25 protein-coding genes are annotated in these 26,472 nt (G+C 42.1%); 18 read left to right on the top strand and 7 right to left on the bottom strand.

What is annotated here, in order from left to right; translation table 11 throughout:
- The 6 genes from MHH86_RS19570 (at position 1) to MHH86_RS19545 (ending at position 8,578) form a co-directional block, all read left to right on the top strand.
- Positions 1 to 1,386: a HAMP domain-containing sensor histidine kinase gene (locus MHH86_RS19570; RefSeq protein WP_036688832.1), complete on the top strand. Its 1,386-nt coding sequence runs from the start codon at positions 1 to 3 to the stop codon at positions 1,384 to 1,386.
- A 60-nt stretch (positions 1,387 to 1,446) separates the two neighbouring features.
- Positions 1,447 to 2,010, top strand: a complete 564-nt coding sequence (locus tag MHH86_RS19565) for a hypothetical protein (protein WP_342479385.1) — start codon at positions 1,447 to 1,449, stop codon at positions 2,008 to 2,010.
- 140 nt (positions 2,011 to 2,150) lie between these two features.
- A complete protein-coding gene (locus tag MHH86_RS19560; protein WP_036688828.1) occupies positions 2,151 to 3,272 on the top strand; it encodes an FtsW/RodA/SpoVE family cell cycle protein in 1,122 nt (373 codons plus the stop codon).
- 30 nt (positions 3,273 to 3,302) lie between these two features.
- On the top strand, positions 3,303 to 4,322 hold the full coding sequence (locus tag MHH86_RS19555; RefSeq protein WP_036688825.1) for an LCP family protein: 1,020 nt from the start codon (positions 3,303 to 3,305) through the stop codon (positions 4,320 to 4,322).
- A gap of 223 nt (positions 4,323 to 4,545) precedes the next feature.
- On the top strand, positions 4,546 to 7,716 hold the full coding sequence (locus MHH86_RS19550) for a GNAT family N-acetyltransferase (RefSeq protein ID WP_076297658.1): 3,171 nt from the start codon (positions 4,546 to 4,548) through the stop codon (positions 7,714 to 7,716).
- Positions 7,703 to 8,578, top strand: a complete 876-nt coding sequence (locus tag MHH86_RS19545) for an amidohydrolase family protein (RefSeq protein WP_076271990.1) — start codon at positions 7,703 to 7,705, stop codon at positions 8,576 to 8,578. The genes MHH86_RS19550 and MHH86_RS19545 overlap by 14 nt, the downstream gene beginning before the upstream one ends.
- 137 nt (positions 8,579 to 8,715) lie before the next feature.
- On the opposite strand, the gene MHH86_RS19540 is transcribed toward MHH86_RS19545, so the two are convergent.
- Positions 8,716 to 9,105 carry a hypothetical protein gene (locus tag MHH86_RS19540; protein WP_076143754.1) on the bottom strand — a complete coding sequence of 130 codons (390 nt, stop codon included), beginning with the start codon at positions 9,103 to 9,105 and terminating at the stop codon, positions 8,716 to 8,718.
- 273 nt (positions 9,106 to 9,378) lie between these two features.
- Between MHH86_RS19540 and MHH86_RS19535 the strand changes: the two genes are divergently transcribed.
- Together MHH86_RS19535 and MHH86_RS19530 are read left to right on the top strand one after the other, a co-directional pair.
- Entirely contained in the window at positions 9,379 to 9,768 is a 390-nt protein-coding gene (locus MHH86_RS19535) for a BlaI/MecI/CopY family transcriptional regulator (RefSeq protein ID WP_076143756.1), read from the top strand.
- The gene (locus MHH86_RS19530; protein ID WP_076297657.1) at positions 9,768 to 11,594 is read left to right on the top strand and encodes a M56 family metallopeptidase; all 1,827 of its coding nucleotides are present in this window, start codon (positions 9,768 to 9,770) and stop codon (positions 11,592 to 11,594) included. The genes MHH86_RS19535 and MHH86_RS19530 overlap by 1 nt, the downstream gene beginning before the upstream one ends.
- 525 nt (positions 11,595 to 12,119) lie before the next feature.
- On the opposite strand, the gene MHH86_RS19525 is transcribed toward MHH86_RS19530, so the two are convergent.
- Positions 12,120 to 12,746 carry a glycoside hydrolase domain-containing protein gene (locus MHH86_RS19525; protein WP_036688810.1) on the bottom strand — a complete coding sequence of 209 codons (627 nt, stop codon included), beginning with the start codon at positions 12,744 to 12,746 and terminating at the stop codon, positions 12,120 to 12,122.
- Between the two features lie 118 nt (positions 12,747 to 12,864).
- Between MHH86_RS19525 and MHH86_RS19520 the strand changes: the two genes are divergently transcribed.
- The 3 genes from MHH86_RS19520 to MHH86_RS19510 are packed head-to-tail and all read left to right on the top strand — an operon-like array spanning position 12,865 to position 13,549.
- A complete protein-coding gene (locus tag MHH86_RS19520; RefSeq protein WP_076179125.1) occupies positions 12,865 to 13,104 on the top strand; it encodes a hypothetical protein in 240 nt (79 codons plus the stop codon).
- A gap of 23 nt (positions 13,105 to 13,127) precedes the next feature.
- A complete protein-coding gene (locus MHH86_RS19515) occupies positions 13,128 to 13,316 on the top strand; it encodes a hypothetical protein (RefSeq protein WP_036688806.1) in 189 nt (62 codons plus the stop codon).
- Positions 13,295 to 13,549, top strand: a complete 255-nt coding sequence (locus MHH86_RS19510; protein ID WP_036688805.1) for a hypothetical protein — start codon at positions 13,295 to 13,297, stop codon at positions 13,547 to 13,549. Before MHH86_RS19515 ends, MHH86_RS19510 begins: the two co-directional genes overlap by 22 nt.
- Positions 13,550 to 13,626: 77 nt before the next feature.
- Here MHH86_RS19510 and MHH86_RS19505 read toward each other — a convergent pair whose 3' ends face one another.
- The gene (locus tag MHH86_RS19505) at positions 13,627 to 14,181 is read right to left on the bottom strand and encodes an XRE family transcriptional regulator (protein ID WP_036688799.1); all 555 of its coding nucleotides are present in this window, start codon (positions 14,179 to 14,181) and stop codon (positions 13,627 to 13,629) included.
- Between the two features lie 124 nt (positions 14,182 to 14,305).
- On the opposite strand from MHH86_RS19505, the gene MHH86_RS19500 reads away from it, so the two are divergent.
- Positions 14,306 to 14,887, top strand: a complete 582-nt coding sequence (locus tag MHH86_RS19500; protein ID WP_036688794.1) for a LysE family transporter — start codon at positions 14,306 to 14,308, stop codon at positions 14,885 to 14,887.
- A gap of 17 nt (positions 14,888 to 14,904) precedes the next feature.
- Here the strand turns inward: MHH86_RS19500 and MHH86_RS19495 are convergent, their stop codons facing one another.
- Complete coding sequence (locus MHH86_RS19495; protein WP_036688791.1) at positions 14,905 to 15,894, bottom strand: ketoacyl-ACP synthase III; 990 nt, start codon at positions 15,892 to 15,894, stop codon at positions 14,905 to 14,907.
- Positions 15,895 to 16,180: 286 nt separating this feature from the next.
- Between MHH86_RS19495 and MHH86_RS19490 the strand changes: the two genes are divergently transcribed.
- The gene (locus MHH86_RS19490) at positions 16,181 to 16,996 is read left to right on the top strand and encodes a CAP domain-containing protein (RefSeq protein WP_256717307.1); all 816 of its coding nucleotides are present in this window, start codon (positions 16,181 to 16,183) and stop codon (positions 16,994 to 16,996) included.
- A 121-nt stretch (positions 16,997 to 17,117) separates the two neighbouring features.
- Here MHH86_RS19490 and MHH86_RS19485 read toward each other — a convergent pair whose 3' ends face one another.
- From MHH86_RS19485 to MHH86_RS19475, 3 genes are all read right to left on the bottom strand, one after another.
- Positions 17,118 to 18,224, bottom strand: coding sequence for an endospore germination permease (locus MHH86_RS19485; protein ID WP_036688787.1), 1,107 nt, complete (start codon positions 18,222 to 18,224; stop codon positions 17,118 to 17,120).
- A gap of 268 nt (positions 18,225 to 18,492) precedes the next feature.
- A complete protein-coding gene (locus MHH86_RS19480) occupies positions 18,493 to 19,662 on the bottom strand; it encodes a Ger(x)C family spore germination protein (RefSeq protein ID WP_036688784.1) in 1,170 nt (389 codons plus the stop codon).
- A 5-nt stretch (positions 19,663 to 19,667) separates the two neighbouring features.
- Positions 19,668 to 21,248 carry a spore germination protein gene (locus tag MHH86_RS19475; RefSeq protein WP_235219569.1) on the bottom strand — a complete coding sequence of 527 codons (1,581 nt, stop codon included), beginning with the start codon at positions 21,246 to 21,248 and terminating at the stop codon, positions 19,668 to 19,670.
- 337 nt (positions 21,249 to 21,585) lie between these two features.
- Between MHH86_RS19475 and MHH86_RS19470 the strand changes: the two genes are divergently transcribed.
- The 5 genes from MHH86_RS19470 (at position 21,586) to MHH86_RS19450 (ending at position 26,454) form a co-directional block, all read left to right on the top strand.
- On the top strand, positions 21,586 to 22,800 hold the full coding sequence (locus tag MHH86_RS19470) for an MFS transporter (RefSeq protein ID WP_036688783.1): 1,215 nt from the start codon (positions 21,586 to 21,588) through the stop codon (positions 22,798 to 22,800).
- A 128-nt stretch (positions 22,801 to 22,928) separates the two neighbouring features.
- On the top strand, positions 22,929 to 23,654 hold the full coding sequence (locus tag MHH86_RS19465) for a LytTR family DNA-binding domain-containing protein (protein WP_036688780.1): 726 nt from the start codon (positions 22,929 to 22,931) through the stop codon (positions 23,652 to 23,654).
- Between the two features lie 159 nt (positions 23,655 to 23,813).
- Positions 23,814 to 24,977, top strand: a complete 1,164-nt coding sequence (locus tag MHH86_RS19460; RefSeq protein WP_179088380.1) for a sensor histidine kinase — start codon at positions 23,814 to 23,816, stop codon at positions 24,975 to 24,977.
- Positions 24,978 to 25,087: 110 nt separating this feature from the next.
- Positions 25,088 to 25,696: a CPBP family intramembrane glutamic endopeptidase gene (locus MHH86_RS19455; RefSeq protein WP_036688777.1), complete on the top strand. Its 609-nt coding sequence runs from the start codon at positions 25,088 to 25,090 to the stop codon at positions 25,694 to 25,696.
- Positions 25,697 to 25,896: 200 nt separating this feature from the next.
- Positions 25,897 to 26,454: a cysteine hydrolase family protein gene (locus MHH86_RS19450; protein ID WP_036688775.1), complete on the top strand. Its 558-nt coding sequence runs from the start codon at positions 25,897 to 25,899 to the stop codon at positions 26,452 to 26,454.
- Positions 26,455 to 26,472: the final 18 nt, after the last annotated feature.

Raw genomic sequence — 26,472 nt, 5'->3', positions numbered from 1 at the left:
ATGGGGATTCAGAAAAGATTAGTAGGAAGCTATTTTATACTCATTTGTCTTACTGTGCTCATTCTTGAAATCATTCTTAATGTATCTGTGCGATATTATTATTTTCATAACATAGAGGAAACCTTGATGAATCAAGCAGAGCTATCGGCTTCTTTTTTTCAGCAATACTTTGGGGACCAGGATCTGGAGGAACAATCGGATAGGTTACTGAAGGGTTTTGCGAGTCATTCTGATGCACAGGTGCAGATTATTAATGTTGAAGGCTGGCTGTTGCAGGACTCAAATGGACTTCAAGGCGATCTAACTATGACTGAGTACATAGATGTACAAGCAGCAATAAAAGGGCAGCCCGGCAGTTGGAAAGGTGCGGACCCTAACACAGAGGAAGCAATTTACGCGGTATCTTATCCCTTGCAGGCTAATGGAAACATCGTGGGGGGAGTCAGATTTATCACGTCCTTAACGGAAACTATACATACAGTTAAACATATTACGGTTTTACTGATCGGGGTGGGGATAATCGTTATTGGCATTGTCACCTTACTTGGATTATTGCTGTCTTGGACCATAACCAGATCAATTAAAGATCTGAAGCAGGCAGCAGACCAGATGACCGAAGGAGATTTCAGCATCAGAGTGCATAAGCGCTATCAAGATGAGCTTGGTTCATTGGCGGATACGTTAAATATGATGGCAAGCCGAATCTCCAAGAGTGAACAGCTTAAGAATGATTTTATTGCTTCCGTATCCCATGAACTGCGAACACCCTTGACCTCGATCAAAGGTTGGGCAATTACCTTAAAGGCGAGTGAGGTGAGTAATCAACCTCTGTTTTATGATGGGCTTGATATTATTGAATCCGAAAGTGACAGGTTAACTCATATGGTGGATGAATTGTTGGATTTCTCTAAGTTGGATAACGGAAGAATCGCCGTTCACTTCACATCAGTGGATCTAACAGAACTGCTGCAGCATATCGGCAGACAACTTACCCCTAGAGCGACCCGACAAGGCATCTCACTAGAAGTGAAAATAGAAGAACATCTGCCAGTAATTCAAGCTGACGAGAATCGTTTGAAGCAAGTCATGATTAATCTCATTGATAATTCAATCAAATTTACTGGTTCATCAGATCGGATTTTAATCAGCGCCCAAACGGTTCCAGGGAAAGTCGTGATTTCTGTAGAGGATACAGGCTCAGGTATCGCAGAGACGGATTTAGAGAATGTGCGGCAAAAATTTTACAAAGGGGATCAACAGGCTTCGGGCAGCGGCTTGGGATTATCCATCTCGGAACAGATCATTAAATTGCATCATGGAGAGCTGCGAATAAGCAGCACTTTAGGCAAAGGAACGATTGTCCAATTTGACTTACCGATAGAATAAGAATTCAAATTTAACTATTTCATAACCACTTTCATCTCTTTCACAGATAAAATACTATATATGCGGACAAGCGAGGAGTCGATGATCCAAATGCCGGGCAAATTCATAAAAATTGGTACCCTGTTTACAACTTTATTTTTGCTCGGAGGATGCGGAGTCCCGGCAACACCCGGAGAGCTGATTAAACCTCCATCATCAGAAGCAAGCCTGCAGCGAGACAAAACGAGCCAGGAATTTATTAAGTGGCTTCCAGACAAAGCTCAATTGATAACTCCGATGAAGGGACAAGAGGATAATGCCATCTCTTTTGGCGATATGGATGGAGACGGAATTGACGAAGCTGTGGTTGTGTATGAGTACAGTAAAAACAAAGGATATACTATAAAAGCAATGTTGTTGAGGCAGGAAAATGAAGCTTGGCAGAAGATTTCCGAGGTTGAGGGGTTTGGGTATGGTCTAGATTATGCCGGATTCTTTGATGTTGATGAAGATGGCCATAAGGAGCTCGCGCTGGGCTGGTCATTGGGTGAGGCTGGGAATGGTCTGGATATCTATACGCTAAGTGAAGATAAACTGAAGCTGTTATCGAAGAAAGCGTATCAGGGCAAATTTGATCTGAGGTAATCATTCAATTTAATCATCCGTAGCGCTTCAATGTGAAAAAAAGAAGTAAAAGTGCTCAGCGGATTATTTGTAATGCCCATTTTCATGCATATATCACGTACACAACAAGAAAACTACAGAAATTAAATAGAGGTTGTTTTATGCTCATCTCTACCAAAATTGCAAAGCTGGACAGATCCGTACTTTTTCTCACCACCTGCTTAGTTGGCGTGGGTACTGTTGCTATTTATGAAGCGACTACGGATACGCGGTTAGACGGTCTTTACATAAGTTATTTGTATTTATTTGCTTTATTTTGCCTACCCATGTTATTCATTGCTTTGGTAGATTATAAGATTCTATTAGGCAGGTTAGCGTATCTCTTTTATGGCGTGGGCATAGGTTTACTCGTACTAGTCAAGCTGGTTGGAGAAAACCTCAATGGTGCCGTGCGTTGGTTAAGCATTGGGAGCTTTCAGCTTCAGCCCTCCGAGTTGGCTAAAATATGTACGGTGCTGCTCATTGCTCATCTATTAGGTACACGAGAGGGCCAGCAGCTGCGGTTTTTTCAAGATTTAGTACCGGTTTGTTTCGTTTTTTTAATTCCTTTTATTTTAATAATGGATCAGCCCGATTTGGGTACAGCGCTCGTTTTTGCTGGCATATTACTTAGTATGCTGTGGATTGGTAACATCCGTGCTCTATATATGATTCTGATCCTTGGTGTTGTGATTATTTCGATCGGCACGATACTATGGCTGTATTATGCCAACTTCGACTTGTTATCCAAGATTGTCGAACCCCATCAATTGTCACGAATCCAAGCTTTTTTGGACCCGCAAAGCGATCCTGATAAATCTTGGCATGTAAAAAACGCAATGATAGCCATTGGCTCCGGAGGATTATCGGGCAGTGAAGGTATTTTTTTGCGAAAAGGATATATTCCATATGCGTATTCCGATTCGATCTATGTAGTCATCGGGGGGAAATACGGTTTTATAGGTTCATCCGTGCTGCTGATGCTTTATTTACTGCTCGTGTACCGAATGATCTTTATTGCGCTGGATAGTAGGGACCGTGCGGGTACCTATATTGTCACCGGGTTTATCGCCATGTTCATCTTTCAAGTTTCCGTTAATCTTGGGATGCATATTGGGTTGCTGCCCCTGACGGGGATTTCATTGCCTTTTATTAGTTATGGAGGCAGCTCATTGCTAACTAATATGATTGCGATTGGCATGGTGTTAAGTGTTAAAGTTCATAAGGATGAAAGCACTGATTGAATTAGCTATTGGAACTGAGTGGAGGAAATTATGTCTAACAAACGCAAGTGGACAACAACCCGTAAAATTCTGACGAGCATTGGTCTTGTCTTAGGCGCAGCTATTATAGGGATTGGAGTATATGCAGGGTATTTATATAAAAAGACGGATGATGCGATACAGCGTATGGCAGCTCCAGTCACCATCCAGCCCACAGCTGCTCCAGAGGAAAAAAAGGAGACGGTATCGGTTGAACCTATGATTTTTCTGCTAGCCGGGGTAGATAGTCGGGATGGCGGTGGTGGAGTAATGAATACCGATGTTCTGATGCTTGTCAGCTTCAATCCGGACACGAAGTCGACGAGTTTCTTATCTTTACCACGGGATTTGTTGCTAAAACCTAAATCGTTGCCTTCCCGCAAAGCCAATTATTATTATGCTTATCATTACATAAAAGACAAAACAGAGGCTATTCCAAATACAAAAGAGTTCTTCAGCAATTTGCTCGGTCTGCCGATTGAGCACATGGTTGTGGTGAATTTTGATGTGTTGCAGAAGACCGTGGATTTGCTTGGCGGACTGACTATAGATGTCGATATGGATATGAAATATACCGATACGGCAGATGGTACACACATCGATTTAAAGAAAGGCTTGCAGAAGCTGGATGGCAAACAAGTTCTTGATTTTGTACGGTACCGTAAATCGAATCAAGGAACGGCTGAATCCTCCGATTTCCAGCGCAATGATCGGCAGCAGCAAGTAATCAAGCAGATTCTGGATAAGCTAGGTAATTTCCAAGGCGTGTCCCAATGGGGAAATGTATTGGATATCATTGGTGAAAATGTGAAGACGGATATTCCTCAAGCAGATCTGCAGCAGTGGTTATTCAACTTCCCTAAACTTAAACCAGAGCATATTAATTCCTTACATGTGGAATCTCTTTGGAAAAGTCCGTATGTCTATGTGAATAAAGAGGATCTAAAACAAGCACTTACTACTCTGAGTACGGAAGCAGGCGTCAGCTCCGAAAGCTCATTACACTTGGAGAATGTTGGGACGGTGGATTAACATCAAAAAACTGCTCTTAGGAGCAGTTTTTTTGTAGCTTTCTGCCGGCTGTGAGTTTATGTAGAAAATAAGGTGAAAGAGTTTTTTACCTCGTATTGAGCTTCCAATTAATAGTATAATAAGAACTCGTAGGAGTTATTTCAATATGTTGTAGAGAGCTTATCCACAATAACTTTATGCGAATACATACTCATATTTTTTTGAGGAATAAGGAGATGAGAGCATGACTGTAAAAACTACAGCGGAACAAATCCGCATTATCGAATACGATTCTTCTTATGCTGGGGCGGTCGCAGAAATGTGGAACCGCAGCAACGAAAGCTGGGGCGGAGGCACTAATCAGAGAACTGAGGACAGTGTGCGCCGTGAGATGGAGATCTCGTCCAATCTTAATGCCTTTCTTGCCGTTGATGGCAAAGAGGTAGTCGGCTTCTGCAGCTTCGCCCACTACCGTCAAGATGAAGGGGCTTTGTATGTCCCGCTATTAAATGTGCGCCCCGATTATCACGGATACAAGGTTGGCCGCAATCTGATTCTGAACGCTGTTCGCCAAACAATAGAAGCGGGCTGGCCACGTCTTGATCTGTTCACTTGGGCAGGTAATACGAAAGCCGTACCGATGTATAAGAAATGCGGATTTTTTTGGGAGAAAAATGAAGATTACGTCCATCTGATGAACTTCATTCCAACTGTATTGCAAACGGAAGCACTTGCTCCTTATTTTGAAGAACTGGATTGGTATGCAGACAGTACCCGTGAACTTCCCATCCAGCCAGATGGCCGCCAGGAGCGTGGCTTTGATTTCTTTGATTATACTTGGCAAAAGGGAGAACTCTCCTTGCGGGCGGAATTCGAGAAGACTGGCCGCGGTCTGACCGCTCTTGATACACCAGACTATGAAATCTCCACGGAGATTGATGATCATGATCTTGTGTTCGGTTCGACCTACAAGATTCGCTATCGCATCAAGAATCGTTCGGCGTCTGAGCTGGCCATTGAGATCGAAGGCCAGAACGATAAAAATATCCGTTTTGCTCTATCTGCTGCGCGAACACTAGCACCAGGTGAAACGGTTATCGTGGAAGGTGATTTTGAGCTTGATTCGGTTCGGGAAGAGCAGAACGATAAGAAGACACACCCCGTTGTTTTGAGCAAGTGGATCATCGGTGGCAAGCGTGCTGAATTCCGCATTGGCGTTGCTCCTAAATTCCCACTCAAAATGAAGATAGCGCTGCCACACCGGGAACTATATCTGGGTCTTCCTTCGGAACTGTACCTTAATGTGGAGAATAATTTTGCTTCAGAAGCAGAATTTTCTTTTGATTTGCCCGAAGACGAATTCCTGATGTGGGCGGACCGTACAGTAAGCTTTACTGTTCCAGCTAAGAGTAAGGCTTCTATTCAAGTACCCTTTACCCTAAAGTCATACGGTCTTTATTCACAGGCTATTGAGGTAACGGCCGTTCCGGTTGGAGAGAAGGCAGTCACCTTCATAAGCAAGCTATCCGTTCTAATGAAGGGAACGCATGGCCGCTTTGGCGGGGAAAACGGGGATCAGTGGGTGGCTGTGAATGGCGCCTACTCTATTCATCTTAATAATACCGACAATGGAATGTGGATTGAATATCCCGGCTCGAGCCATAATTTCTGGTTGACCCATCCGAAGTTAGGCAAGCCATTCGCAGAAGAATTCTCTAAGAAACAGGCCAAAGAAGTAAAGATCTATTCTGAAGGGGAGAGTCAGGTGCTCGAAGCCCTTTACGAGTCGGAAGAATTTCCGGGTCTTGAGATAAAAAGAGTGGCTAAGCTATTTGCTAACGGAATCGCTGAGTTTTATAGCGAGGTCTGCAATACCAATAGTGACATCCTGGAAGAAGACATGTATCTGTTGACGAATTTCGGCTTTTTCGGTAAACAGCTTATCTTGCCATATCAGGGCCAATACGTGGACATGGGCGATGCTTACTCAGGCGATCCAAGTCTTTGGGACAGTGCACAAATTACGGAGAACTGGTTGTTCTGCAAGGAAGAGAACGTCACATGCGGAATCTGCTGGGATCCTTCGCTAAAATTACTTCGCCCGGAATACCCGCTTGGGCTGGAGCATAATCTTGGCCGAATCTCCGCTGGAGATGTCGTACGGACAAAAACTATGATGTTTGCTCTTAACACCTTCCTTAAGTGGTCGGAATTTCGCGCCTTTGCCCTAAAACAGCAGAATTCGGTCATACCGGTGTTGGATGACCATCTTGAGCTAACGCTCGGCGGTGGAAATCCGTTTGCGGCAGGGGCACTTCATGCCGAGCTAATCGAACGAAAGATGACACCGCTTGATGGAAGCCTTGAATTGTATGTACAGGCTGATGGAGAAGAGGAGCGAAGTGTCGCTGAGATGGAGTTGCAAAGAGGACAAAATTTGCACTCCGCAGGTTTTGAGCTCTCTACTGAGGATACAGAATCACCAGAACACAACGAATCTGGCCGTAAGGTCCGGGTCGTCTATCGCGGTGAGGACCGCATTCAAGAGCGAACAGGCCTCTGGTTTCCACAAACGGAAACAAGCGTTGTTTGTGGGATAGAAGAAGGACCTGCGGGTCCCATTTACACAGTGACCAACGGAGTTCTATCTATTGCAGCTGCTCCTGATTTCGGCAGTGTTGTGCATTCCTTGAAGCACCGAGGAGAAGAGTGGTTGGACAGCACCTTTCCGAAAGCAGAACCACGCTCCTGGTGGAATCCTTGGCATGGTGGACTCGGTGTGGGTATTTCTGGAATAGGCGGATTTAGCCGGTTGCAGGAGCCAAGAAGCGCAGCTTGGACGGAGCAGATGGATGATCACGGTAACGTCTGGAAGGGTTTGAGACTGACCACTTCGATGGAGAAGCAGGAAGCAAACCGGGGGATCACGATCAATCAGCATTACCTTATGCTGCCCGGAGTTCCTGTGCTCTGTGTGTTGATTTCAGTAACCAATGAAAGTGGAATGACGCTACCGCATTATTCGCTATCCGAGGATAGTTACTTTAAGCCTTCACCAATCTATTCGGAAGGCTGGATGGAGCTCCCAGAGGAAGGCAACTTCCCTATCGGGAAGGTCGAAGCCCATCTGGAATCCAAGGGGCTTATCCGAATCGGTGCAACTTCGCGTAAAGACATGCTGCATGTGGTGCATAGTTATCCTAATCAGAGAGCTATGTCTTACGTGAACAATAAGGTATTCACATATGGTGTGAATCACCATCTACTACTTCTGAACGGAGAAACCGCTTGGACACAGCCGACCTTCATGATCATGGGAGAGCTCGCTCTGGATCCAGAGGCAGTTCGTAATCTTATGAAGGTGACCTTTGCTAGTGCTTCTGACAAAAAGGAGACTATAAATGCCAATCATTGATATTCACATTCATCTGTCGGACATCGATAGCTTTCATCAGACAGCACTGGACCTCTCCAAAGTTGATTACACAGCTGCTGGGCTCAAAGCGGAGTTTGACAAGAACGACGTTGTTCTCGGCATTGGAATGGGGGTCACGGAGCAGACGAAGGGAGCCTTTCCTGACTCTGCCTCTCCCAATCCGATGGGTCTCGACTTGGAAGCCAGTGTACCGCCGTTCTTAATGGAATGCGTGGGCATTAATCCGAATATGCTCGGAGGAAAGGATGCTTTGGATGAGCTGGACCGAATTGAGGCACGGCTGCAAGCTCCTGAGGTAGCTGGTATTAAGCTTTATGCCGGGTACTATCATCATTACGTTTATGACAAAATCTACACGCCGATCTATGAGCTAGCGGCCAAGTATGGCACGCCTGTGGTTATTCATACCGGTGATACGTATTCGATGAATGGATTGCTTAAGTATGCGCATCCGCTTACTGTGGACGAACTAGCGTTCCAACGGCGCGACGTGAACTTTATGATCTGCCATCTAGGCGATCCCTGGGTGATGGATGCTGCCGAAGTGGTCGCCAAGAATCCAAACGTCTATGCCGATTTGTCCGGTCTCGTTGTTGGTGACCGGCCTCATTTTGAGCGGTTCATGAATGAACCCCTGTTTATGGATCATTTTCGCCGGGCGTTGGTGTACTCTGATCACTATGAAAAAATGCTGTTCGGTACCGATTGGCCACTCGCGCCTATTGACCTGTATGCGGAGTTCGTCCGCCGACTTGTGCCTGAGCAGCACTACGAGAAAGTATTTTATGAGAATGCCTTTGCATTATTCCCACGCATCCAGCAGAGAATTGCAGCGCTCTGAGCGGAGCGGGACAGTATATTTGAAGCGCAGGAAAATAATATAATTACGAACAAGCCATCCTTAGTTAGTACTAAAGGATGGCTTGTTTTTACATTTGTATGATGACCATGCCTATTTTTAGATTGAGTTTCCAAATTTTAATCTTCCTTTTCTTTACTTAACAGATCAGCTAGCTCAACCGAATTCTTATTTCTTAAATCCAGCATCTTTTCGCTATTGCTAGCTTTAATCAGGAAACCATCTTTCGTTTTAAAATCCATATAAAGGCTGAATCCGGCCACCTTTGAATTAGCGTAAGTAACAGTCATTCGATAAGTCGGTTCACCCACATCAACAGACCCGCGTACTTTTTTTACAGTTCTTATAGCATCTTCGAAGATTTGAAGGCTTTCACGGTCAGTATAAGTAATTTCTGTTGTTTCGGATGCAAGATTGACACCTACGATCTTTTGCGTGGGTCTGACTAATACAAATAATAAAATTAGTAAAATTATCAGTGAAAATGATAGAATACTAAATTTTTTCATAACCTACCTCCTTACTTAAGAATAATGCAGACCAATCACTTAGTTTCCAAAATAGTTATAAATTTCAGCTGAGTGTGTGTTGGTTATCATTGTTGGAATCTTATAAAAATTCCTAGGGTTCTATTTATTATTTGCTACTGGACTTGTGAAACCTTTATTAAAACAATAAACGTCTAAGAATGTATACATATTTTAGAAATAATGTGCTTGCTTTTTAATTACACGTTTGTATAATGAATGTATTACACAAATGTATAACAAGGAGAAATAGGGATGAATAACAAAATCAAACGCTTGCCAGATGCTGAACTGGAAATTATGCTGGTGATTTGGAGAGCCGAGAGTTGGGTTAGCTCCTCTTATATTTTGAATCAACTGGGGGATAAACGTAAGTGGGCGCTTGCTACTTTGATGACAGTGCTGTCACGGCTGGTTGAAAAAGGCTTTCTATCTTGCGAAAAAGAAGGGCGGAGCAACCGTTATCTCGCTGCAATTTCTGAGACAGATTATAAAGAGAGCGAAGGGAAGTCTACGCTTGAAAAGCTGTTTGGCAACTCTGTGCAGGATATGGTGATGTCCTTATACAACGGGAAGGCGATTGATAAAAGCGATCTTGCTGAGTTGCGGGAACTGCTCGATAGAGTAGATAAGGAGGAATCCTGATGATAACAGGTCTTTTTACAGATTTTCTGGTTATCTCTGTGACCATAAGTTTAGTTATTATCGGCTTAATCACATTAACTCCCTTGTTAAGAAAACATTATTCGGCTAAGTTGAGCTATTGGATATGGTTGATCCTAACCCTGCGATTATTGTTGCCATTCAACTTTTCCTTTACCAATCCTCCTGTGGCGATTCAGCTACCCGAAGGTCAGGCCATAGCAACTGTCTTTCAAAGCTCAGTGTCCCAGAATTTGCAGGCGGATACGTCAGTAATCTCTCAGCCGGTCCAGACAGGGGATGTAAGCCATATCCCTTCTATAACTAATATCTTAGCGTACATCTGGGTTACTGGAGCTGTGCTTTTTTTAGGGTATCATTTGCTTAGTTATTTCTTTTTCAGAAAACAGGTATTACGTTGGAGCAGCCCTCTTCAGAGAGAGGATATGTTCTCCAAGCTCAAACAAGTCGCTAAAGAAATGCATGTAACACCCGCCATTCCGGTTCTGATAAGCAGTAAAGTTCCGAATCCGATGCTAATGGGTTTTTACAAGCCAACACTATTCTTGCCGCATGATCAATATAGTGAGGAAGAGCTGGAGTTTATCTTAAAACATGAGCTGGTCCATTACAAAAGGCATGACATCATATATAAGCTGTTGCTACTGATTGTGCAGGCAGTGCATTGGTTTAATCCATTGGTTTGGTTCATGGCACGCGAAGCTGTCCGCGAAATTGAAATTTATTGTGATGACACCGTTGTACGTAAGCAAAATGCAGCATATCGAAAGAAATACTGCGAAGCTATTTTATCGGTTATGCAAAGTAATGCTACTCGGCATGTAGCTTTATCAACGAATTTTGCAGGAGGAAAACACTCGATGAAGCAGCGATTCGGCAGTATTTTAAATATGAAAGAAAAACGAAATGGAGTAGGCGCATTTCTTGCGGTCTTAATAGTGGTTGGTGTAACAGCAGTGCTAGCAGCCTGTACGAACCTAACCGGACAATCTACAGATACGGCGCTCAAACCAGGTACTATTTATTCCTACAGCTCTAGTGGAGAACAAGTTGTTGTGCATGACGCTGGGAATGCGTATTCCATGGACGAGGATGGTAATGTCTCTGTCTCCTATCGGAAAGGGGAGATCCAAGCGCCAACACCTTTAAAACTTGATACGACTGGAACAGAAATGGGGATGGGGAGAGCGGATACCGGATTTTATATCTCCGAGGACAAAACTGCAATTGTATATGGATTTGCGAATGGTAAAGAATCCCCTCTACATGTATTAATCAGCGATGACATGGGGAAATCGTGGAATAACTACAACATTGAAGGTGCTAAGGGGTATGATGCCAAGTTCATCGGGTTTACTGACAAGCAAAATGGTTGGATCGTCTCCGGAGGTTCTGCAGGCGTGGGACGTTCGCTAAATTATGTATACCAGACCTCTGACGGCGGGAAGACATGGACGGAGCTTGGAAATCCTAACGATTTATACGCGGAAAGTTTAGCCGGGGCAGGGTTTTCTAACAAGGATATCGGATTCTTGGGGTTCAGATATTATGAAGATAATGGGCCTGTTATTTATTGGACCAAAGATAAGGGTAAGTCATGGGAAAAGCTCGTGGTATCCCTACCGGAAACCTTTAATGAATATCAAAAAACGCCGCTTTCACCTATTTTTAATGGAAAAGAAGGATTGTATCCTATTCTGCTCAGCAAAGAGGGCAAAACTGTAGGTACCATCTATCTGTCGAGTAAGGACAACGGCCTGAAGTGGACGTATGATTCAGCATATGATCAATTGGGCGATTCTAAATAAGAGCAAGTGGAGCAGGGGGTGGTCTACAAAGATCCCGCCCCTTTTTTATATGGAGGGCTGACGATTTTAATATGTAGTGGCTTTTAATTGTATTTCGTACAGCTATTTTCGCTCGAAAAACTCGCTCCTGAAGATAGTTGTATTTTGTACACCTATTTTTTAGTTTTTTGCCGCTAAAGCTGATAACTGTGATTTTTAATTGTATAGAATACAGTTAAAGTGAGAAGTTAGCCTTTTACAGACGAAATAAGTGTATAGAGTGCAGTTATCTCATAGGTTGCATAAAGTTACAGCGATTTTTCTCCGAGGGTTGCCCAAAGAAGACCTTAAAGTCGGATAGCTACGATTTATCATTATCTGCTTAAACTTCCGCTACAAACCAAAAACACCAGGCAGAGCTTCTCCAATAATCGGATAATCAATGCCTGGTTGTCTTTTTACTATTTTTTTAATAACGAGACTTTATTTGAATCTATCATCATCTGCTTTAGTATAACGCCTCGTCACCGATAAAAGAGGAATAAATTACTTTTTCCAGCCTCCACCGCTATGTGAGGAGGACTCTACATAGTCTACGTTGATTTTGCCAGTGCTCGTTCCTACCTCAGTGTTGAAATTATATTGTCGCAGGTTCCAATCATCGAAGGTTCCCTGCCAGTCATTATCTACGATGAAGGTGTAACGTGTTGTGGCGGAATTAGTGCCTCGAATATGAGAGCAGACTGCTCGTGATCCGTAGATACCCATTTTATAGCCTTTGGAATTTTTAGTACTGCTGTCTAGCACTGATTTTATGCCTTGAAAATAAGGTACTATATTGTTTGTGATTTCGGTAGAGGTCATATCGCGGTCTATGGCAAAATAAATCGGAGTGCTGCTGGTTTGTCCCAAATCACTTGCTAAGCCTACAGCCGTTTCAGCATCTTTAACACCATTGGCTTTCGTAAAATGATCGAGCGATTTGCTGATTTGATAAAGGGATATGATATATAATCCCCCATCTGAAATCCGTGTAATCTCAGCTGAGGTGAGACCATCCTGATATCCTTCGACGCGATTCAAATATCGGCAAACGAATGTGAATTTATTATTTTTAAGTGTAGTTAATCTTGCTGCTGTTACATTTGTAGCTGTATCACAACCTAAAGCCATTGTAATTGCCTTCTTTCAATTATTTTGTTTAAGGTTTGGCGCCAACCTCCCTATCAATATATGAGAAAACTTTCACATATTCTTGGGGGAACCACGAAATGAGAGAAAAAGAGGCAGATTGAGAGGATTAATAGAAGGAGAGACTTTGATCGCTTATTTTACTTTCATTATGGATGGAGGCGGGAAAGGTACGAGCGCTGCACTAGTAAATGATGGGATTACTTATGTATCAGCTAGTCACTGGGAAGCGGCAGGGTTGAAGGTTGTATGGGATAAATCGCATCAAAGAGCGGAGTTTACTGGATGGGGAAAAAAAATAGCCGTTCGTATTGGAAGTAAACAGGGGGTTTATATCTAACAGATTCCGCAGGACAAACTCGCTTGCTAACGAACCTTGGTTCGCAGTTATTCGATGCTGTTCAGTTCGATTTTCAGAAGACGCCGAAAGGTCTAATCTATCTAACCGTAACAGATGTTTACGGAGAACCACATATCAATAATAAATGGTATACGATGATTATTAAGGATGGAATGGTCATTCGCCAGGAATGGACGAGGATTTTCTGCTGATTAGGTCCAATCAACAAGGTTTCCTCATGATGATAGATCGCAAAACAAGTGCCAAAACATTGTTGTACAAGGCACTTCTTGACGTAAAGCAGCAAAAATATGCCGAAACAAACGACCTTCCTTTTTTTGGAGATAACCTGAAGTTCCTGAAAAGAGAAGGGGATGCCCTGCTTTTTAATAATGAATATGTACAAGACGGTAAGGTTTATAAGTTTATGCTGGACGGTTCATAATGGGGAGGCTGAGTGGCGTCTCCGCAGGTTATCATAGTAAGATTTGATCCCAAGGTTTAAGAACCTTGGTTTTTTTGCTAACTAGAATAGTATAAGATCATGCTTAAACGGGTCAATGATTCTCCTGGATTATAATATACATGGGGTTTGTCTGCGTTAAACGTGATAGAATCACCAGATTTTAATAGATATTCATTATCATTGACACGCAAAGACAATTCACCATCAAATACAGTGATTAATTCTTCAGTTCCTTCCATATGTGGATTGGCATCAAGGTATCCACCTTCGTCTATCTCGACTGTATAACCCTCAAATCGTTTGCTTTCATCAAATGGGAAAGATGGATACACTCGATATTTTCCGTTGTCTTCAAGCAGTGGTTGAATCTCATTTCTTAATGTTATTCTTGTGTCAGGTTTTGGGTAATCTATCAGCGTAGAAAATGAAGTTTTTAATCCATTGGCGATCTTCCAAATGGTTGTAATGGTAGGTGTTGATTCGCCTCTTTCGATTTGACCAATCATTGTTTTGCTTACTCCTGTTAATTCTGCCACCTTTTCCAGGCTTAAATCTTTACTTCTTCTAATCTTTTTTATATTCTCCGCAATGATTTGATTTATCTCTTCCACGGTAATTCTCCACTCCCTATTTACTTTATAACGACCAAGATATACAATAAAACGCACATGAGGACGTTATAACGTTCGATAAATACATTATAACATACAAAAAGGGAAGGGGAGAAATAAGTTAGTGATTGTTTCTTTGTTTTTATATGCATTTGTTGCTAGCTTTACTCCGGGACCCAATAACATTATGGCAATGACTTTTGCAAACCAGTTTGGTTTACGAAAAACAATGAAATTCTGTTTAGGAGTGGGCACAGGTTTTTTCGTGATCATATTGTTATGTTGCTATTTTAATATACTTCTGATTAATCTTATCCCAAAGATTGAATCTATTATGGCTGTGATAGGCGGAGTCTACATGTTTTATTTAGCATTTAAAATTATTACAAGTAAACATCAAGAAAATGATGGAAGTGGCGATAAACACAACAGCTTTATTGCGGGTATGCTTTTACAATTTATTAATCCAAAAGGGATATTATATGGAATCACAGTTACATCTACATTTATTCTTACCTCTCATTCTTCCTATTTTAGTTTATTGAGTTACTCTATAGTCTTAGCTCTCATAGGTTTTATGGGCACTTTTAGTTGGTGTTTATGTGGTTCTCTTTTCAAAAAAATGATATCTAAATATAGAAGTCAATTTAATATACTGATGGGATTGTTGTTAGTGTATTGTGGAGTTTCGATAGTGATAGGATGAATAAATGAAGCCTCATGTCAATAACGCCATAACATTGAACCGGCTTGATAACCTGATCCCAATGTCCAAAATAACAAGTTATCGCCACGTTTGATCAAACCATGTTCAATTGCACAATATAAGGCCAGAAAGGGACTGCTTGTGCCAGTATAGCCATATTCGTCGGCTACATAAATTATTTTATGCTGATCCAGGTTCAGCTTAGCCTGAAGTAATTTAATATTAGCCAATGTAAATTGTGAAAAACAAAAAACTTGTATATCCTCGAATGTTAGGTGATGTTTGTTCAATAATTCAACAATAGATGTTTCCGCAAATCGTACACTGTCTATTCCGCTGAATCTCCCCCAGTGTAAGTAGCGGTGTTCAGCCCCATCACGCAAAGACTTAGCCAATCCTTGAGCGGGGTACACAATTTCTTCTGTAAAACGGCTGTCCGAAAGATACCTTACGTCAATTAATCCACTCTCTGAATGGTCTTTTTCTAAAATGAGGGCTACGGCGGCATCGCCAAAAATTGAATATGTTATTGGATGTGATGGATCAGCCCATAAATTTAAAAAATCCGAACCGATAACCAACGCTCTATCTCTATCAGGATCATCGTATAAAGTACGAGCAGCCTGTTCAACCGCAATAAACATTCCTATACAATTCCCATTCAAGTCATAGCAAAGCGTATCATCTTTACCTTTGATAGCTTTGTGAATAAGCAATGAATTCGTTGGTGATAGATATTCCGGAGTTGAGCTGGAAAAAAGAATCAGGTCTATATCTGCAGATTTCAATGTAGCACCATCAATTGCTTGTTGAGCGGCATTAATCGCCATCGTCAACGAGTTCTCCTTCGTTCCTTCAATAACATGGCGGTTTTTTCTGCCTGTCTTTTTAAGAATCCGCTTAATATCTATGCCTTGCTTTTGAAAATGGTCAATAAAATATTGGTTGTTAATCACTCTTTCAGGACAATAAATGGAGACTTGTTTTATCGAGATACCTTCTAACATAGCATGATCACCCCTTGTAATAATTTTGCAATCACATTACATTAAGTAATCTAAAAGTATCTGTTTACCTAACAACGCCCGCTCATTTCTATAAGCTTGTTTGTCCAAAAAAATTTGTGATGTTATAGTTTATTATCTTAATAAAGCATAACACTAATTAGTAAAAAATTCTATAAATTCCTAAAAGTGTAACAAAATCAACGAATCTAATATATCCACTAAGATTAAGTCCACAGCAACCATGTTGCGGGTGGACTTTTTTGCTTTTTATATTTTTGAATTAGGGATGAATAAATCAGTGGTACTTTACAAAAACTTTATTCGATTAAGTCACTACTTTGCCAAATCAGGAGGGGTTCTTATTAAACCATTTATCGTTATAGTAGCGCTATTACTCGTTACTGCTTGTTCGGGTAATAACTCGGCCAACAACCAAATGACTACTCAACAAACGAAGGTTGACAATCATGCTCGTAAAACTACCTCAACGTCAACTTTAACGCAAGCATCTTCCATTTCCACGGAGAATGCAGGGAATTCAACAATTAAGACTAAACAAGTTCCTGGCGATGTAACGAAATGGCTGGATGGGTTCATCCGCACCAATCCACCTACAGGAGGCACAACAGACCAAACAACGTATCCGCAGCAGTCGGCCAAACCACAATATTCTGCAAATCCGCAACATTCTGCTGTCCCGCAGAAGTCTGCAAATCCACAACCATCCGCCAATACATCCCAATCAGTACAGCAAGTATTGGATCTGGTGAATAAAGAAAGAACGAATGCAGGCTTGAAGCCCCTTAGTTTAAATAGCGAACTTTCGAAAATGGCTTTGGCTAAAGCGCAGGATATGTATGACAACAATTATTTTGACCATCAGTCTCCTACGTATGGATCTCCGTTTGATATGATGAAAGCCTTCGGGATCTCATACAATTCAGCAGGGGAAAACATCGCCAAAGGTCAGTCGAGTGCAGAAGAAGTAATGAACCAATGGATGAACAGTCCTGGCCATCGTGCCAACATCCTGAATAGCAGCTTCACGGAAATTGGAATAGGTTACTATAACAGCGAGTGGGTTCAAGAATTTATTGGTTAGTGCGATTAAAGTAATAAACTTAACAGGGGTGTCCTAATAAGCTAAAAGTGGCTGTAGGGCATCCCTACTTTTCTGAAGTCTGCAAAATGAGATAGGGGATATTGAATCCGTATAGAACGGGTTATTTTTTGTGTTTTTTTATATGATAACGAATGAAAGTGACCAATAGAATCAGAAGAAATGGCAGGGTGTAAGCTAGGTTAGTGATCAAGGGCCATGTAATATTCACGATTTCCTCAAGCTCAGACTCTTGTGTGTAAGTCGTTACAGATAACAGCAGGCAAACAAAAGCAAGAGGGAAAACAATTAAACGTTCATCCTTCAATCTCAGAAGCTCCTTTAGTACTTTAATAAGAATAAGCAGCAGGATAGAAGCCTTGAAATAGAAGCCGATAATGAGTGAAAAACCAATCACGGATTCGATTCTTTCAATGGTTTCCTGAAAATAAATGAGTCTCGCCAACTGATATAATGAATATTTTAAGCTGCCGGACAGTGGTCCCAGTACCATAATACTGCTAATGACAGAAGCAATTAACGTCAGGGCATTGATGATGAGTGCAAGATACATTTGTTTTCCCAGTTTAGAATTGTCTTCTTTACGCACGAACGGTAAAATCATCGAAAAAACGATAAGCTCGGAATAGGGAAAGCCATAGACTACATATGCAGCGCTTAGGATAGGCCTAAATCCATCAGGCATGATGGGCAGTAGGTATTCGGGATGATATAACCCTGCTACGAGTATCCAGACTAAGATGATAAATCCGAACATTAGTGACATTAGGACGGCTGCCATGCGGGCAATCACTTCGATTCCAGCTAGAGCTGTCATCGCAATCGTTATAAAAAACATGGTATTTACCGCGTAAGTGGGCGTTTCTTTTAACATCGTACTTTTGAAAAAGGTTCCGATCTCAATTACAATTCCTGCGACATTCCAAAACAGCACACAAGTGAAAGGAATCAGGAGGACAAGGGTCAGTCCGTTTCCAAGTACGGAGCGGCTTTGTTCCACAAGCGAAAGATCTGGCGCTCGTCGGTTCAAATATAGAATGCCGGAAAGCAGAAGCATTCCTATGGCCGAGGCGATTAAGAGGGATATCCAGGCTCCGTTGCCGGCAAAGTTAGTTAATGATGCAGGGACGATGACGATTGAGGAACCGGTCATAAAGAAGAGAAACAGCATGGACATTTGGATCGAGCTAACACGTTCTTGCTTATTCATACGTTCCTCCTCATTCTTTAAGCTTATGAAATGGTTGGGTTGATCCAATGGACGATGTGCTCAGCTGGAGCCGTAAGTAAATTGAAGATGGAGTCTAAATTGGGCCATGGCTTAGCTGCAATAAAGATAAATCCGAGATAAAGTACGGGTAGTAATAATACTCCATAAACTACTCGATCGCGGATGGAGGCTTGCCTAAACCTTGGAATGTCATGGGCTAGCATAGCGGAAGCTAATAAGAGGACGCAGATTATTTTTCCCACCATAGCTACTTCTCCTTTGTTCCGAATATTGTACCTGAGTTCATTCCAGTGCTTAACACTTTGACATCAACGTTGATATCGAACTGAGTCTGGGCGAATGTATCCTTCCATTGAGGCTCTAGTTGTTTCCACAGCTGCGGATTTTTCCGGTAAATCTGATTGCCAATTCCGAGTGCGTCGATCTTTTTTGTTTTCAAAAACTTGGTTGCATGCTCAACCTGTTGTTCAACCTGAGTTATGACACGCTGCTCAAAAAGCTTCATGTCCTTATTGTTTTTTATATGTGAGCAACGTAATTCTCCGATCATCCCTTCAATAGCAATTTTTACACCGACGGATACAGAACCATTTTTCACGGTTGGAGTAAGCGTACTGTTGAAGGTAAGCACTTCAAGCGTTTCTTTTTTTCGCAGCGGTTCTTCGGTTTCATCCGGGCAAGGAAATTCTAGTACTCCATAGATATATCTATCCGTCAGCATCATGAATGCTTCTGTATCCTTTTCCTTTAGGATGTCAATCATTTTCCCGTCATGGATTACAGCCAGCCCAGATATCAATGGTTTATGATCCAAACTGGTCTTATGCAGGTAAGGGATGATGGAAGTATTGGAGGGGCTACACATTTGTATAGCCAGCTCATAGAGAGGAATCTTGGAAGTTTTTGCGGCATATAGAGCACCGCTCGTCTCCATTCTCTTATACTGTTGACCAATGGTCTGCTCGATAAACGGGTTGATATCTAAAAATGGTGCCGCAGATTGCTCAGCGATGAGAGGAAGAACGGTACCACGCGGTTCTTGATCTCTGGAGAAAAAATCAAGCACCTCCCGGATGTTCGAGGTTCTGGCTAGTTGCTCCCCGATTAATATGACACGCATATGATCCCATTTGGCTTTTCGACCAAATTTTGCCGGGATCTCCCTTATTGCTTCAAAAAAGGTTTCTCCACTTGTAACAATATTAATTCCCTTCGACGCTGGATCCCCTGCTTGTCCCATTTCTATTTTGGTGGAAGGATTATAGAAATGTGTCGTGATCACAATCCGATTGTCTTCGCTTTGGTCAATGGCGACCGCCTGCACATACCCATACTCGTCCAATTCTTTATTATCCCAGCATCCGCTAGTTAGAGTGAGTACAAGAAGGGAAATTAGTATGGTAGTAAGTCGCTTCACTATATCTACTTCCTTCCTGAAGTCTTTTTATATAGGTGTCGATTCCGTGGTGAATGAAGCAGCAGTCTTCTCGGAAGTAGAAAAATAGAATCACGTACTCTTTTGAGATCTAGCGGAGCTAACGAGTCTAAATACGGTTCTCCTAAAGAGCGCAAGGTAGCCAGATGGAGGTAAATTAGAATAAAACCGACCATGATGCCAAGTCCTCCGAACGTTGCCGCGAGAATCATTAAGGGAAACCGTAAAATCCGCAGCGCAATTGCCATATTGTATTGAGGTAGCGCAAATGAGGCAATGCCCGTCAAAGCGACGACAATGACCATGACCGGAGAGGCAATCTGCGATTGAATAGCCGCTTGTCCAATGACCAATGCTCCAACGATACTGACGGCCGATCCAATCGGTCTGGGTAAGCGTATGCCCGCCTCTCTCAAAAGCTCAAAGAAAAACTCCATGATCAAAGCTTCAACCATAGCCGGAAAGGGGATTCCTTCGCGTGTGTTTAGAATGGCAAGCAGCAGAACCGTGGGAATTAGTTCGGAATGGAAGTTGGATAAGGCAATATAGGTACTGGGTAACAGCAGGGCGATGATGAAGGCAGCGACCCTAATCAATCTTATCAATGATGAAAAAATGGTTCGGTAGTAATAATCTTCGCTATTCGTAAAAAACTCCATGAAATTCCCGGGACAGATCAGAATGGAAGGACTTCCGTTAACCATAGCAATAATCTTCCCGTCTAGCAGAGCTGTTATAGCTGTATCCGGTCGTTCTGTGTAGCGGACTTGTGGAAATGGTGAGTAGAGAGAATCACCGATCCACTCTTCGAGATAGGAGACGTCAAGAATTTCTTCCTGATCAATACTTGCTATACGTTGTTTGAATTGATTTAATGCTTCTGGTTTCACCACTCCATCCAGATAACCATAGGACAACGTTCTTTGAACCTGCTTACCAGAGGTAAAGAACTCGAACTTAAGATTAGTAGATTTTAGCAAACTACGAATAACACCTATATTACGCTCTAAGCTTTCTATAAAGCTGACGTGGGGACCTTGAACAGTAGGCTCTGAAATGGGCTCAGAGGTTTGGCGCTGTTCTACATCAAAGGCATAATAGGCAACGGCTTTTTGCCAACCTGTAAAGAAAAGGACAACTTTCCCATCAAGAATCCCCTTAATGGCTTGACCGATATTGTCCATTAATTCAAGCAGCGGTGATGAAACACCATTTTTTTCAAAATATGAGATGACATCTTCAACGGTTACGTCCAAGGTGGGCCCCAGCTCATGCGGAACTATATTTTGCAAGACATCTTTAAAATAATTTGTAGGGTCAGACTTAGTAAGTGTATTGAAATAGACGGATGAGGCTTCATACTTAAGATCCGGGCCATAATGCCATGGAATAACCTTTAGGTCTGAGCAATTGGCAAAACAGTCATTAATAATCTGCAAGTTGTCTTCGAGAGACGCAGAGATAGCATGGGAAAAAAGATCCTTCATTGAAAGCTCATTTTCGGCTTCGATTTGAGGGGGCACCTTAGGATTAGACGGAGGCGTCTTGGCGTTAAAAAATTTCCGCATGCAATTCTCCTTAAATAAATTAGATGTTAAGTGTGATTTTTATCTTCTCCCTTATTTAGGAATTTATTCGGAAGATAGAGATAGATCAAATTCTTCGCAAAATGAACAATTGGAACTGGCTCATGGAGGAGTTGCGATGTTATAATGAACATAATTTTTTCAGGAGGTGCTCCTTGTGACCCATTCCATTCGTTTATGGTAGTCCGTGGTGCAAGACAAGTGGACTCATTCATTTTTTTGAGATAAGGAAATGAGTTTATTTGTGATGTGCCTGTTTCAGTGTGCCTATGCTCATGGAATGAGTTTATTTAAGTTTTTAATCAAAGGAGATGACCTTATGCAAATACAATGGAAAAAAGCCTTCGCCCTTATTTTTAGCGGACAGATTTTCTCGATTCTCACGAGTTCGATGGTTCAATTCGCGGTGATCTGGCACTTGACGGAATCGACAGGGTCAGCGGCAGTTTTGATGATTGCTGGGTTGGCAGCGTTTTTGCCGCAAGCGGTCTTGGGTCCTTTCGTAGGGGTTTGGCTGGACCGTTGGAATCGTAAAATAACAATGATTATTGCTGATAGCGCAATAGCGCTTTTCAGTCTGATATTAGGTATTTATTTCATGTGGGGGGAACCGGGACTTGGTTTTGTGTATGTCATTCTGAGCTTGCGTTCGGCGGCTTCGGCCTTTCATGCCCCGGCTTTTCAGGCGGCTGTTCCGTTGATTGCACCTGAAGAAGAATTGACAAGAGTCGCGGGCTGGCAGCAGATGGTGTTCTCTTTCTCGAATGTAATTGGTCCTGCAATTGGGATAGCGGTTTACTCGGCAACTTCGCTTGGGGCGGTATTGCTACTCGATGTGGCCGGGGCTTTGATTGCGAATCTGATGCTGTTCATGGTGAAGATCCATCAGCCTAAAGTGCAGGCTACAGCTGCGCCGTCTTTCGTTCAAGAATTCCGTTTGGGTTGGAACGCACTCATTCAAGCGAAACCCATTGTGTTGATTACGGGGGCTACTGCGGTGTTTAGTATCGCATTTATGCCGCTGGCGACACTGTTTCCTTATATGACTTTGTCTCATTTTGGCCGTGGAGGATACAGTGCCAGCCTGGTGGAAGCGGTGTTCAGCATCGGGATGATTTTAGGTGGTCTGCTATTGTCGATGTTCTCATCAAAATGGAGCGACATTAGCTATATGAGCGTAGGTCTGCTAGTCATCGGTCTTACCTGTGTGATCAGTGGTTTGATTGGTCCGAATGCATTTGTGATCTTTGCCATTCTCTCGTTCTTCATGGGCAGTGCGGCACCCTTCTTCAATGGTCCCTTCATGGCGATGATCCAGCGTTCTTTTGAACCCGAGATGCTTGGGCGTGTCATTTCACTTGTGACCAGCATTATGATGTTGTCTTCGCCAATTGGACTGCTGTTGGCAGGACCTGTAGTGGATCGATACGGAGTGCAGCTATGGTTCCTCGGTTCAGGAATTGTGGTGATGCTGACCGCTCTGTTTATTTTCATCCAGTTTCGGCGACTGGCGTCCGCGATTCCGATGAATTGATTAGGGTAAAAACTTTCCTATGAAAAGAGTTTATTGGCCGGTCCGAGAGGATCGGCTTTTTGGCGGTTCTTCATATTTTTCCAAATTATAATATGATAGAATTACGTTCACTTGGAGGGATACATAATATGAATCTTAACATTGCTATCTGTGACGATCAGAGGCAAGATGCCTCGCGGTTGGAAGAATTACTCAAGAAGCAGATGACTAGCCTGCAAGGGATGACCGCCTCTATTGAGATTTATGAATCAGGCCAAACCCTGCTTCAGACAATGACGTCTACCGCATACGATATAGTTTATCTGGATATGGAGATGCCCGAGTATAACGGTATAGAAGTTGCAGAGAAGATCCGGCTCAAAGATGCCAGGGTATTAATTATTTATGTCACCAGCCATACAAGTTATATGAGAAGAAGCTTTGCGGTTCATCCCTTTCGCTATTTGCTGAAACCTATTGATGAACATGAACTGCAGACCGCCACAGTCAAAGCCATTCAGCTATGCTTGCAAAGAAACAATGTGCTGACATTCTCAATCCATCATATGAGCTATAATTTAAGGGTAGATGATATTATGTATATCACGGTAGAACGAGGTAAAAAGTTGGTCCTTTATACTGAACAAGAGACTTACTCGTATTATGGCAAACTGGGAGATTTGGAAGGACAGCTGGGATCACATGATTTCTGTCGCGTACATACGGGATTCCTAGTAAATTGGGTGCATGTTCGTTCTTTAAGCAAGGAACTTATTCAGCTGAAGAACGGGGTGGAACTTCCAGTCAGCCGCAGTAAAAGCTCTGATTCTTTACGGTCATACCATGCCTTTATAGAAAAGAGGCTCTTAAGATAAATGTCTTTCATCCGGGTGATTAGTCCTTACTTTTTTGGTGTATTTATGCTCATCCTTATATATGTTCCGCAAGGGGTCACATTTTATATTTTTCTCAAGAAATTTCTAATCCTGAACAGGAGCAAAAAGTCATTTATAGGCTGTCTTATTATCTTTTATATGGTTAAATCGCTTACTGCTGCTAGCTTATCTCTAGTTGACTCGGTCATCCTTCACCTGATTGTGTATAGTCTGATTACAATTGTTTATTTCCGCGGCAGTGTGCTACAAAAGCTGTTCTTTAGCAGTTTCTATACAGTGTTTACGGTTGTTATTGAAATGTTGGTATGGTATGGGATTCAGCATATCCCGCTCAATACCGGTGGAATAAATGAAGCTAATTTTTTGTGGTTATCTTTTTCTTTCCTATTTGTTATCTTGCTAAGCATCATGTTATGTCTGCTATTGTTGCGGTTATTCAAAGTGGACACCACTACGTTATTGTCGAATCAGGATTGGGCTGTGTTGAATCTTGTTTCGGCGGGTTCTTTGCTTATTATTATTGTGAATCTGAGACATTCCAGTGATAAACCTTTTAATATTCCGCTTGATTTTGTATTCATCCTGCTTGGGATTCTTGTAATTAATGTGGCTGTAATGTTTATATATCAAAAGTTAATGAAACGGATGCAGATCGAATTCCATAATCATGTGCTTCAGCAGCAAGTGAAGGATTACACGAGTAAACTGAAAGATAATCAGGAAGCACAGCGTTTGCGGCATGATCTGAATCATGTGCTGATCCTTATTCATTCTCTGCTGGATGAAGGCGCTTTAGAAGAAGCCAAGCGATATATTGCAGAGGTTGCTTCGACACAGGAGGCGGGAGAAAAGTTTATTTCTTCTGGAAATATCGCTATTGATGCCATTTATAATGAGAAATTCGCAAAAGCTGAGCTACATCAAGTTACAATGCAATCTCATTTTCGCATCCCGCAGGACCTGTCACTTGCAGGCAAAGAGGTTGATATTGCAATTATTCTAGGCAATGCATTAGATAATGCAATTGAAGGGGTTCAGAGATTACCAGAGTCAGAGCAGAATGTTATTGAGCTGGAAGTAATTTATACCGAAGGGTTATTGGTGATTTCTTTAAAGAATCCTGCATCTCTGCTTACAGAGGACGGGCAGGGCTCTTTTTTGTCCAGCAAGCGGAACTTTGGGAGTAGAGGGTTCGGAATCGAAAGCATTGAGTATGCGGTTCAACAGCTTCAAGGAAGCGTCAGTTTCAGATATGAGAATGGGCAGTTCATGATGTTGGCGGTATTACCACTGCCTGAGTAGCAATCCGAAACCAACTACTCCACCTAACCTGCAAGTTACGGTCTCTTCCCGCGGGCAAGCAGCGGTCCATGATATATTGAGGCTGTTCTTATTAAAGGGAGGGTATTCCGTTGACATTGTCATTGCTCATCAGTGCAGTCCTTCAGCTCATCTTATTCAGCATCATTCCCTATACATACTGGTTTTTTACAAGCAGAACAACATCATCCTTTGCCATGTGGATTGGCTGGAAGAAACCCCAATTGATTTCTAGGAAGCAGTTCATACTATGTTTTATACTTACGATGACTATATTCACCAGTCTGGGAATGCTTACAGCAATCTACATGCTGGATAGGAATACTTTGGCCAGCTCACAGTTTTATGGTACAGGTCTTAAAGGTTTGATTCCGGCATTGATTTATTCTTGGTTGCAGACTAGCTTGTCCGAAGAGATTCTGTTCCGCGGCTTCATTGGAAAACGGTTAAGTTCGAAATTCGGATTCGGAATTGGAAACTGTGCTCAAGCTTTATTATTTGGTGTCGTACATGCTGTGCTGTTATACAGTAGTGCCGGATTTTTGAATTCTGCTGTTGTAATGCTTCTTACGGGTCTTGTGGGTTGGAGTATCGGAATATTGAATGAGAAGTTATCCGGCGGTTCGATCATTCCAGGTTGGGTCCTGCACGGGCTGACTAATCTGATTTCCTCCATTTTTATGATGTATCAATGGATGTAGCGATCAAAGTTTTTAGAGAGTACATTTTAAAAATATGGTAAACTAAAAAAGTCTTAAATTATAAGATTAAAGTTTATATACCATTTTTATTGGGAGGTAGATATTATGAAAAACAATGTCAGCTTGCAAAATTATATGGGGAAAACGTTTAACTGATCAAGCGTGTTAGCGTTCCCCACCATTCGAAAGGGGAAAATCATTTGAATCAGGTATTATTAATCATCGATGCACAACAAGAATTAATGGATGGAAACGAAAAGGAAAGTGCGGTATTCAATAAAGAGCAGCTTATCCGGAATATTAATAAAGTGATTGAACAAGCAAAAGAAGCCAATGTCGAAGTTGTGTTTGTTAGGGATCTTGATGTCGCTGAAGGAACAGGTGCAGGCTTTCAAGTGCACAATGAAATCAATAGGTCTGTAAATGCCAAAATCTTTGATAAGCTGGCAACGAATTCTTTTCACGGAACTGAACTGCTACAATATCTGAAAGATCAGCAGATTGAGCATGTGGTCATTATGGGATGTAAAACTCAACACTGCATCGATACTGCGGTTCGGACGGCTACGGTTAGCGGCATGGATGTTACATTGGTCGGAGATGGTCATTCTACAACGGGCAATGATGTTTTAAGTGCAGAACAAATCATCAAGCATCACAATAAAACATTACATGGGCACTACAATGTCGAACATTTTTCTATGGTCAGAAGTTCCGAAGAAGATTTGTTTCGCCCAACGCATGACTCTTATAGATAATAATTCAGAGGCGGCACT

The organism is Paenibacillus sp. FSL F4-0097, from assembly GCF_038593125.1.
GTDB classification, from domain to species: domain Bacteria; phylum Bacillota; class Bacilli; order Paenibacillales; family Paenibacillaceae; genus Paenibacillus_AQ; species Paenibacillus_AQ odorifer.
The sequence above is the reverse complement of the archived record's forward strand: the minus strand, read 5'-3'. Positions and strand labels throughout refer to the sequence as shown.

What these genes read in the sequence shown, in the direction of transcription:
- MHH86_RS19460 (WP_179088380.1), top strand. Translation starts at nt 23,814, where the DNA reads ATGGTTAAATCGCTTACTGCTGCTAGCTTATCTCTAGTTGACTCGGTC.
- MHH86_RS19535 (WP_076143756.1), top strand. Translation starts at nt 9,379, where the DNA reads ATGAATAACAAAATCAAACGCTTGCCAGATGCTGAACTGGAAATTATG.
- MHH86_RS19485 (WP_036688787.1), bottom strand. Translation starts at nt 18,224, where the DNA reads ATGAATAAGCAAGAACGTGTTAGCTCGATCCAAATGTCCATGCTGTTT.
- MHH86_RS19570 (WP_036688832.1), top strand. Translation starts at nt 1, where the DNA reads ATGGGGATTCAGAAAAGATTAGTAGGAAGCTATTTTATACTCATTTGT.
- MHH86_RS19560 (WP_036688828.1), top strand. Translation starts at nt 2,151, where the DNA reads ATGCTCATCTCTACCAAAATTGCAAAGCTGGACAGATCCGTACTTTTT.
- MHH86_RS19550 (WP_076297658.1), top strand. Translation starts at nt 4,546, where the DNA reads ATGACTGTAAAAACTACAGCGGAACAAATCCGCATTATCGAATACGAT.
- MHH86_RS19525 (WP_036688810.1), bottom strand. Translation starts at nt 12,746, where the DNA reads ATGGCTTTAGGTTGTGATACAGCTACAAATGTAACAGCAGCAAGATTA.
- MHH86_RS19555 (WP_036688825.1), top strand. Translation starts at nt 3,303, where the DNA reads ATGTCTAACAAACGCAAGTGGACAACAACCCGTAAAATTCTGACGAGC.
- MHH86_RS19475 (WP_235219569.1), bottom strand. Translation starts at nt 21,248, where the DNA reads ATGCGGAAATTTTTTAACGCCAAGACGCCTCCGTCTAATCCTAAGGTG.
- MHH86_RS19510 (WP_036688805.1), top strand. Translation starts at nt 13,295, where the DNA reads ATGGACGAGGATTTTCTGCTGATTAGGTCCAATCAACAAGGTTTCCTC.
- MHH86_RS19465 (WP_036688780.1), top strand. Translation starts at nt 22,929, where the DNA reads ATGAATCTTAACATTGCTATCTGTGACGATCAGAGGCAAGATGCCTCG.
- MHH86_RS19470 (WP_036688783.1), top strand. Translation starts at nt 21,586, where the DNA reads ATGCAAATACAATGGAAAAAAGCCTTCGCCCTTATTTTTAGCGGACAG.
- MHH86_RS19495 (WP_036688791.1), bottom strand. Translation starts at nt 15,894, where the DNA reads ATGTTAGAAGGTATCTCGATAAAACAAGTCTCCATTTATTGTCCTGAA.
- MHH86_RS19530 (WP_076297657.1), top strand. Translation starts at nt 9,768, where the DNA reads ATGATAACAGGTCTTTTTACAGATTTTCTGGTTATCTCTGTGACCATA.
- MHH86_RS19540 (WP_076143754.1), bottom strand. Translation starts at nt 9,105, where the DNA reads ATGAAAAAATTTAGTATTCTATCATTTTCACTGATAATTTTACTAATT.
- MHH86_RS19490 (WP_256717307.1), top strand. Translation starts at nt 16,181, where the DNA reads ATGAATAAATCAGTGGTACTTTACAAAAACTTTATTCGATTAAGTCAC.
- MHH86_RS19545 (WP_076271990.1), top strand. Translation starts at nt 7,703, where the DNA reads ATGCCAATCATTGATATTCACATTCATCTGTCGGACATCGATAGCTTT.
- MHH86_RS19565 (WP_342479385.1), top strand. Translation starts at nt 1,447, where the DNA reads ATGCGGACAAGCGAGGAGTCGATGATCCAAATGCCGGGCAAATTCATA.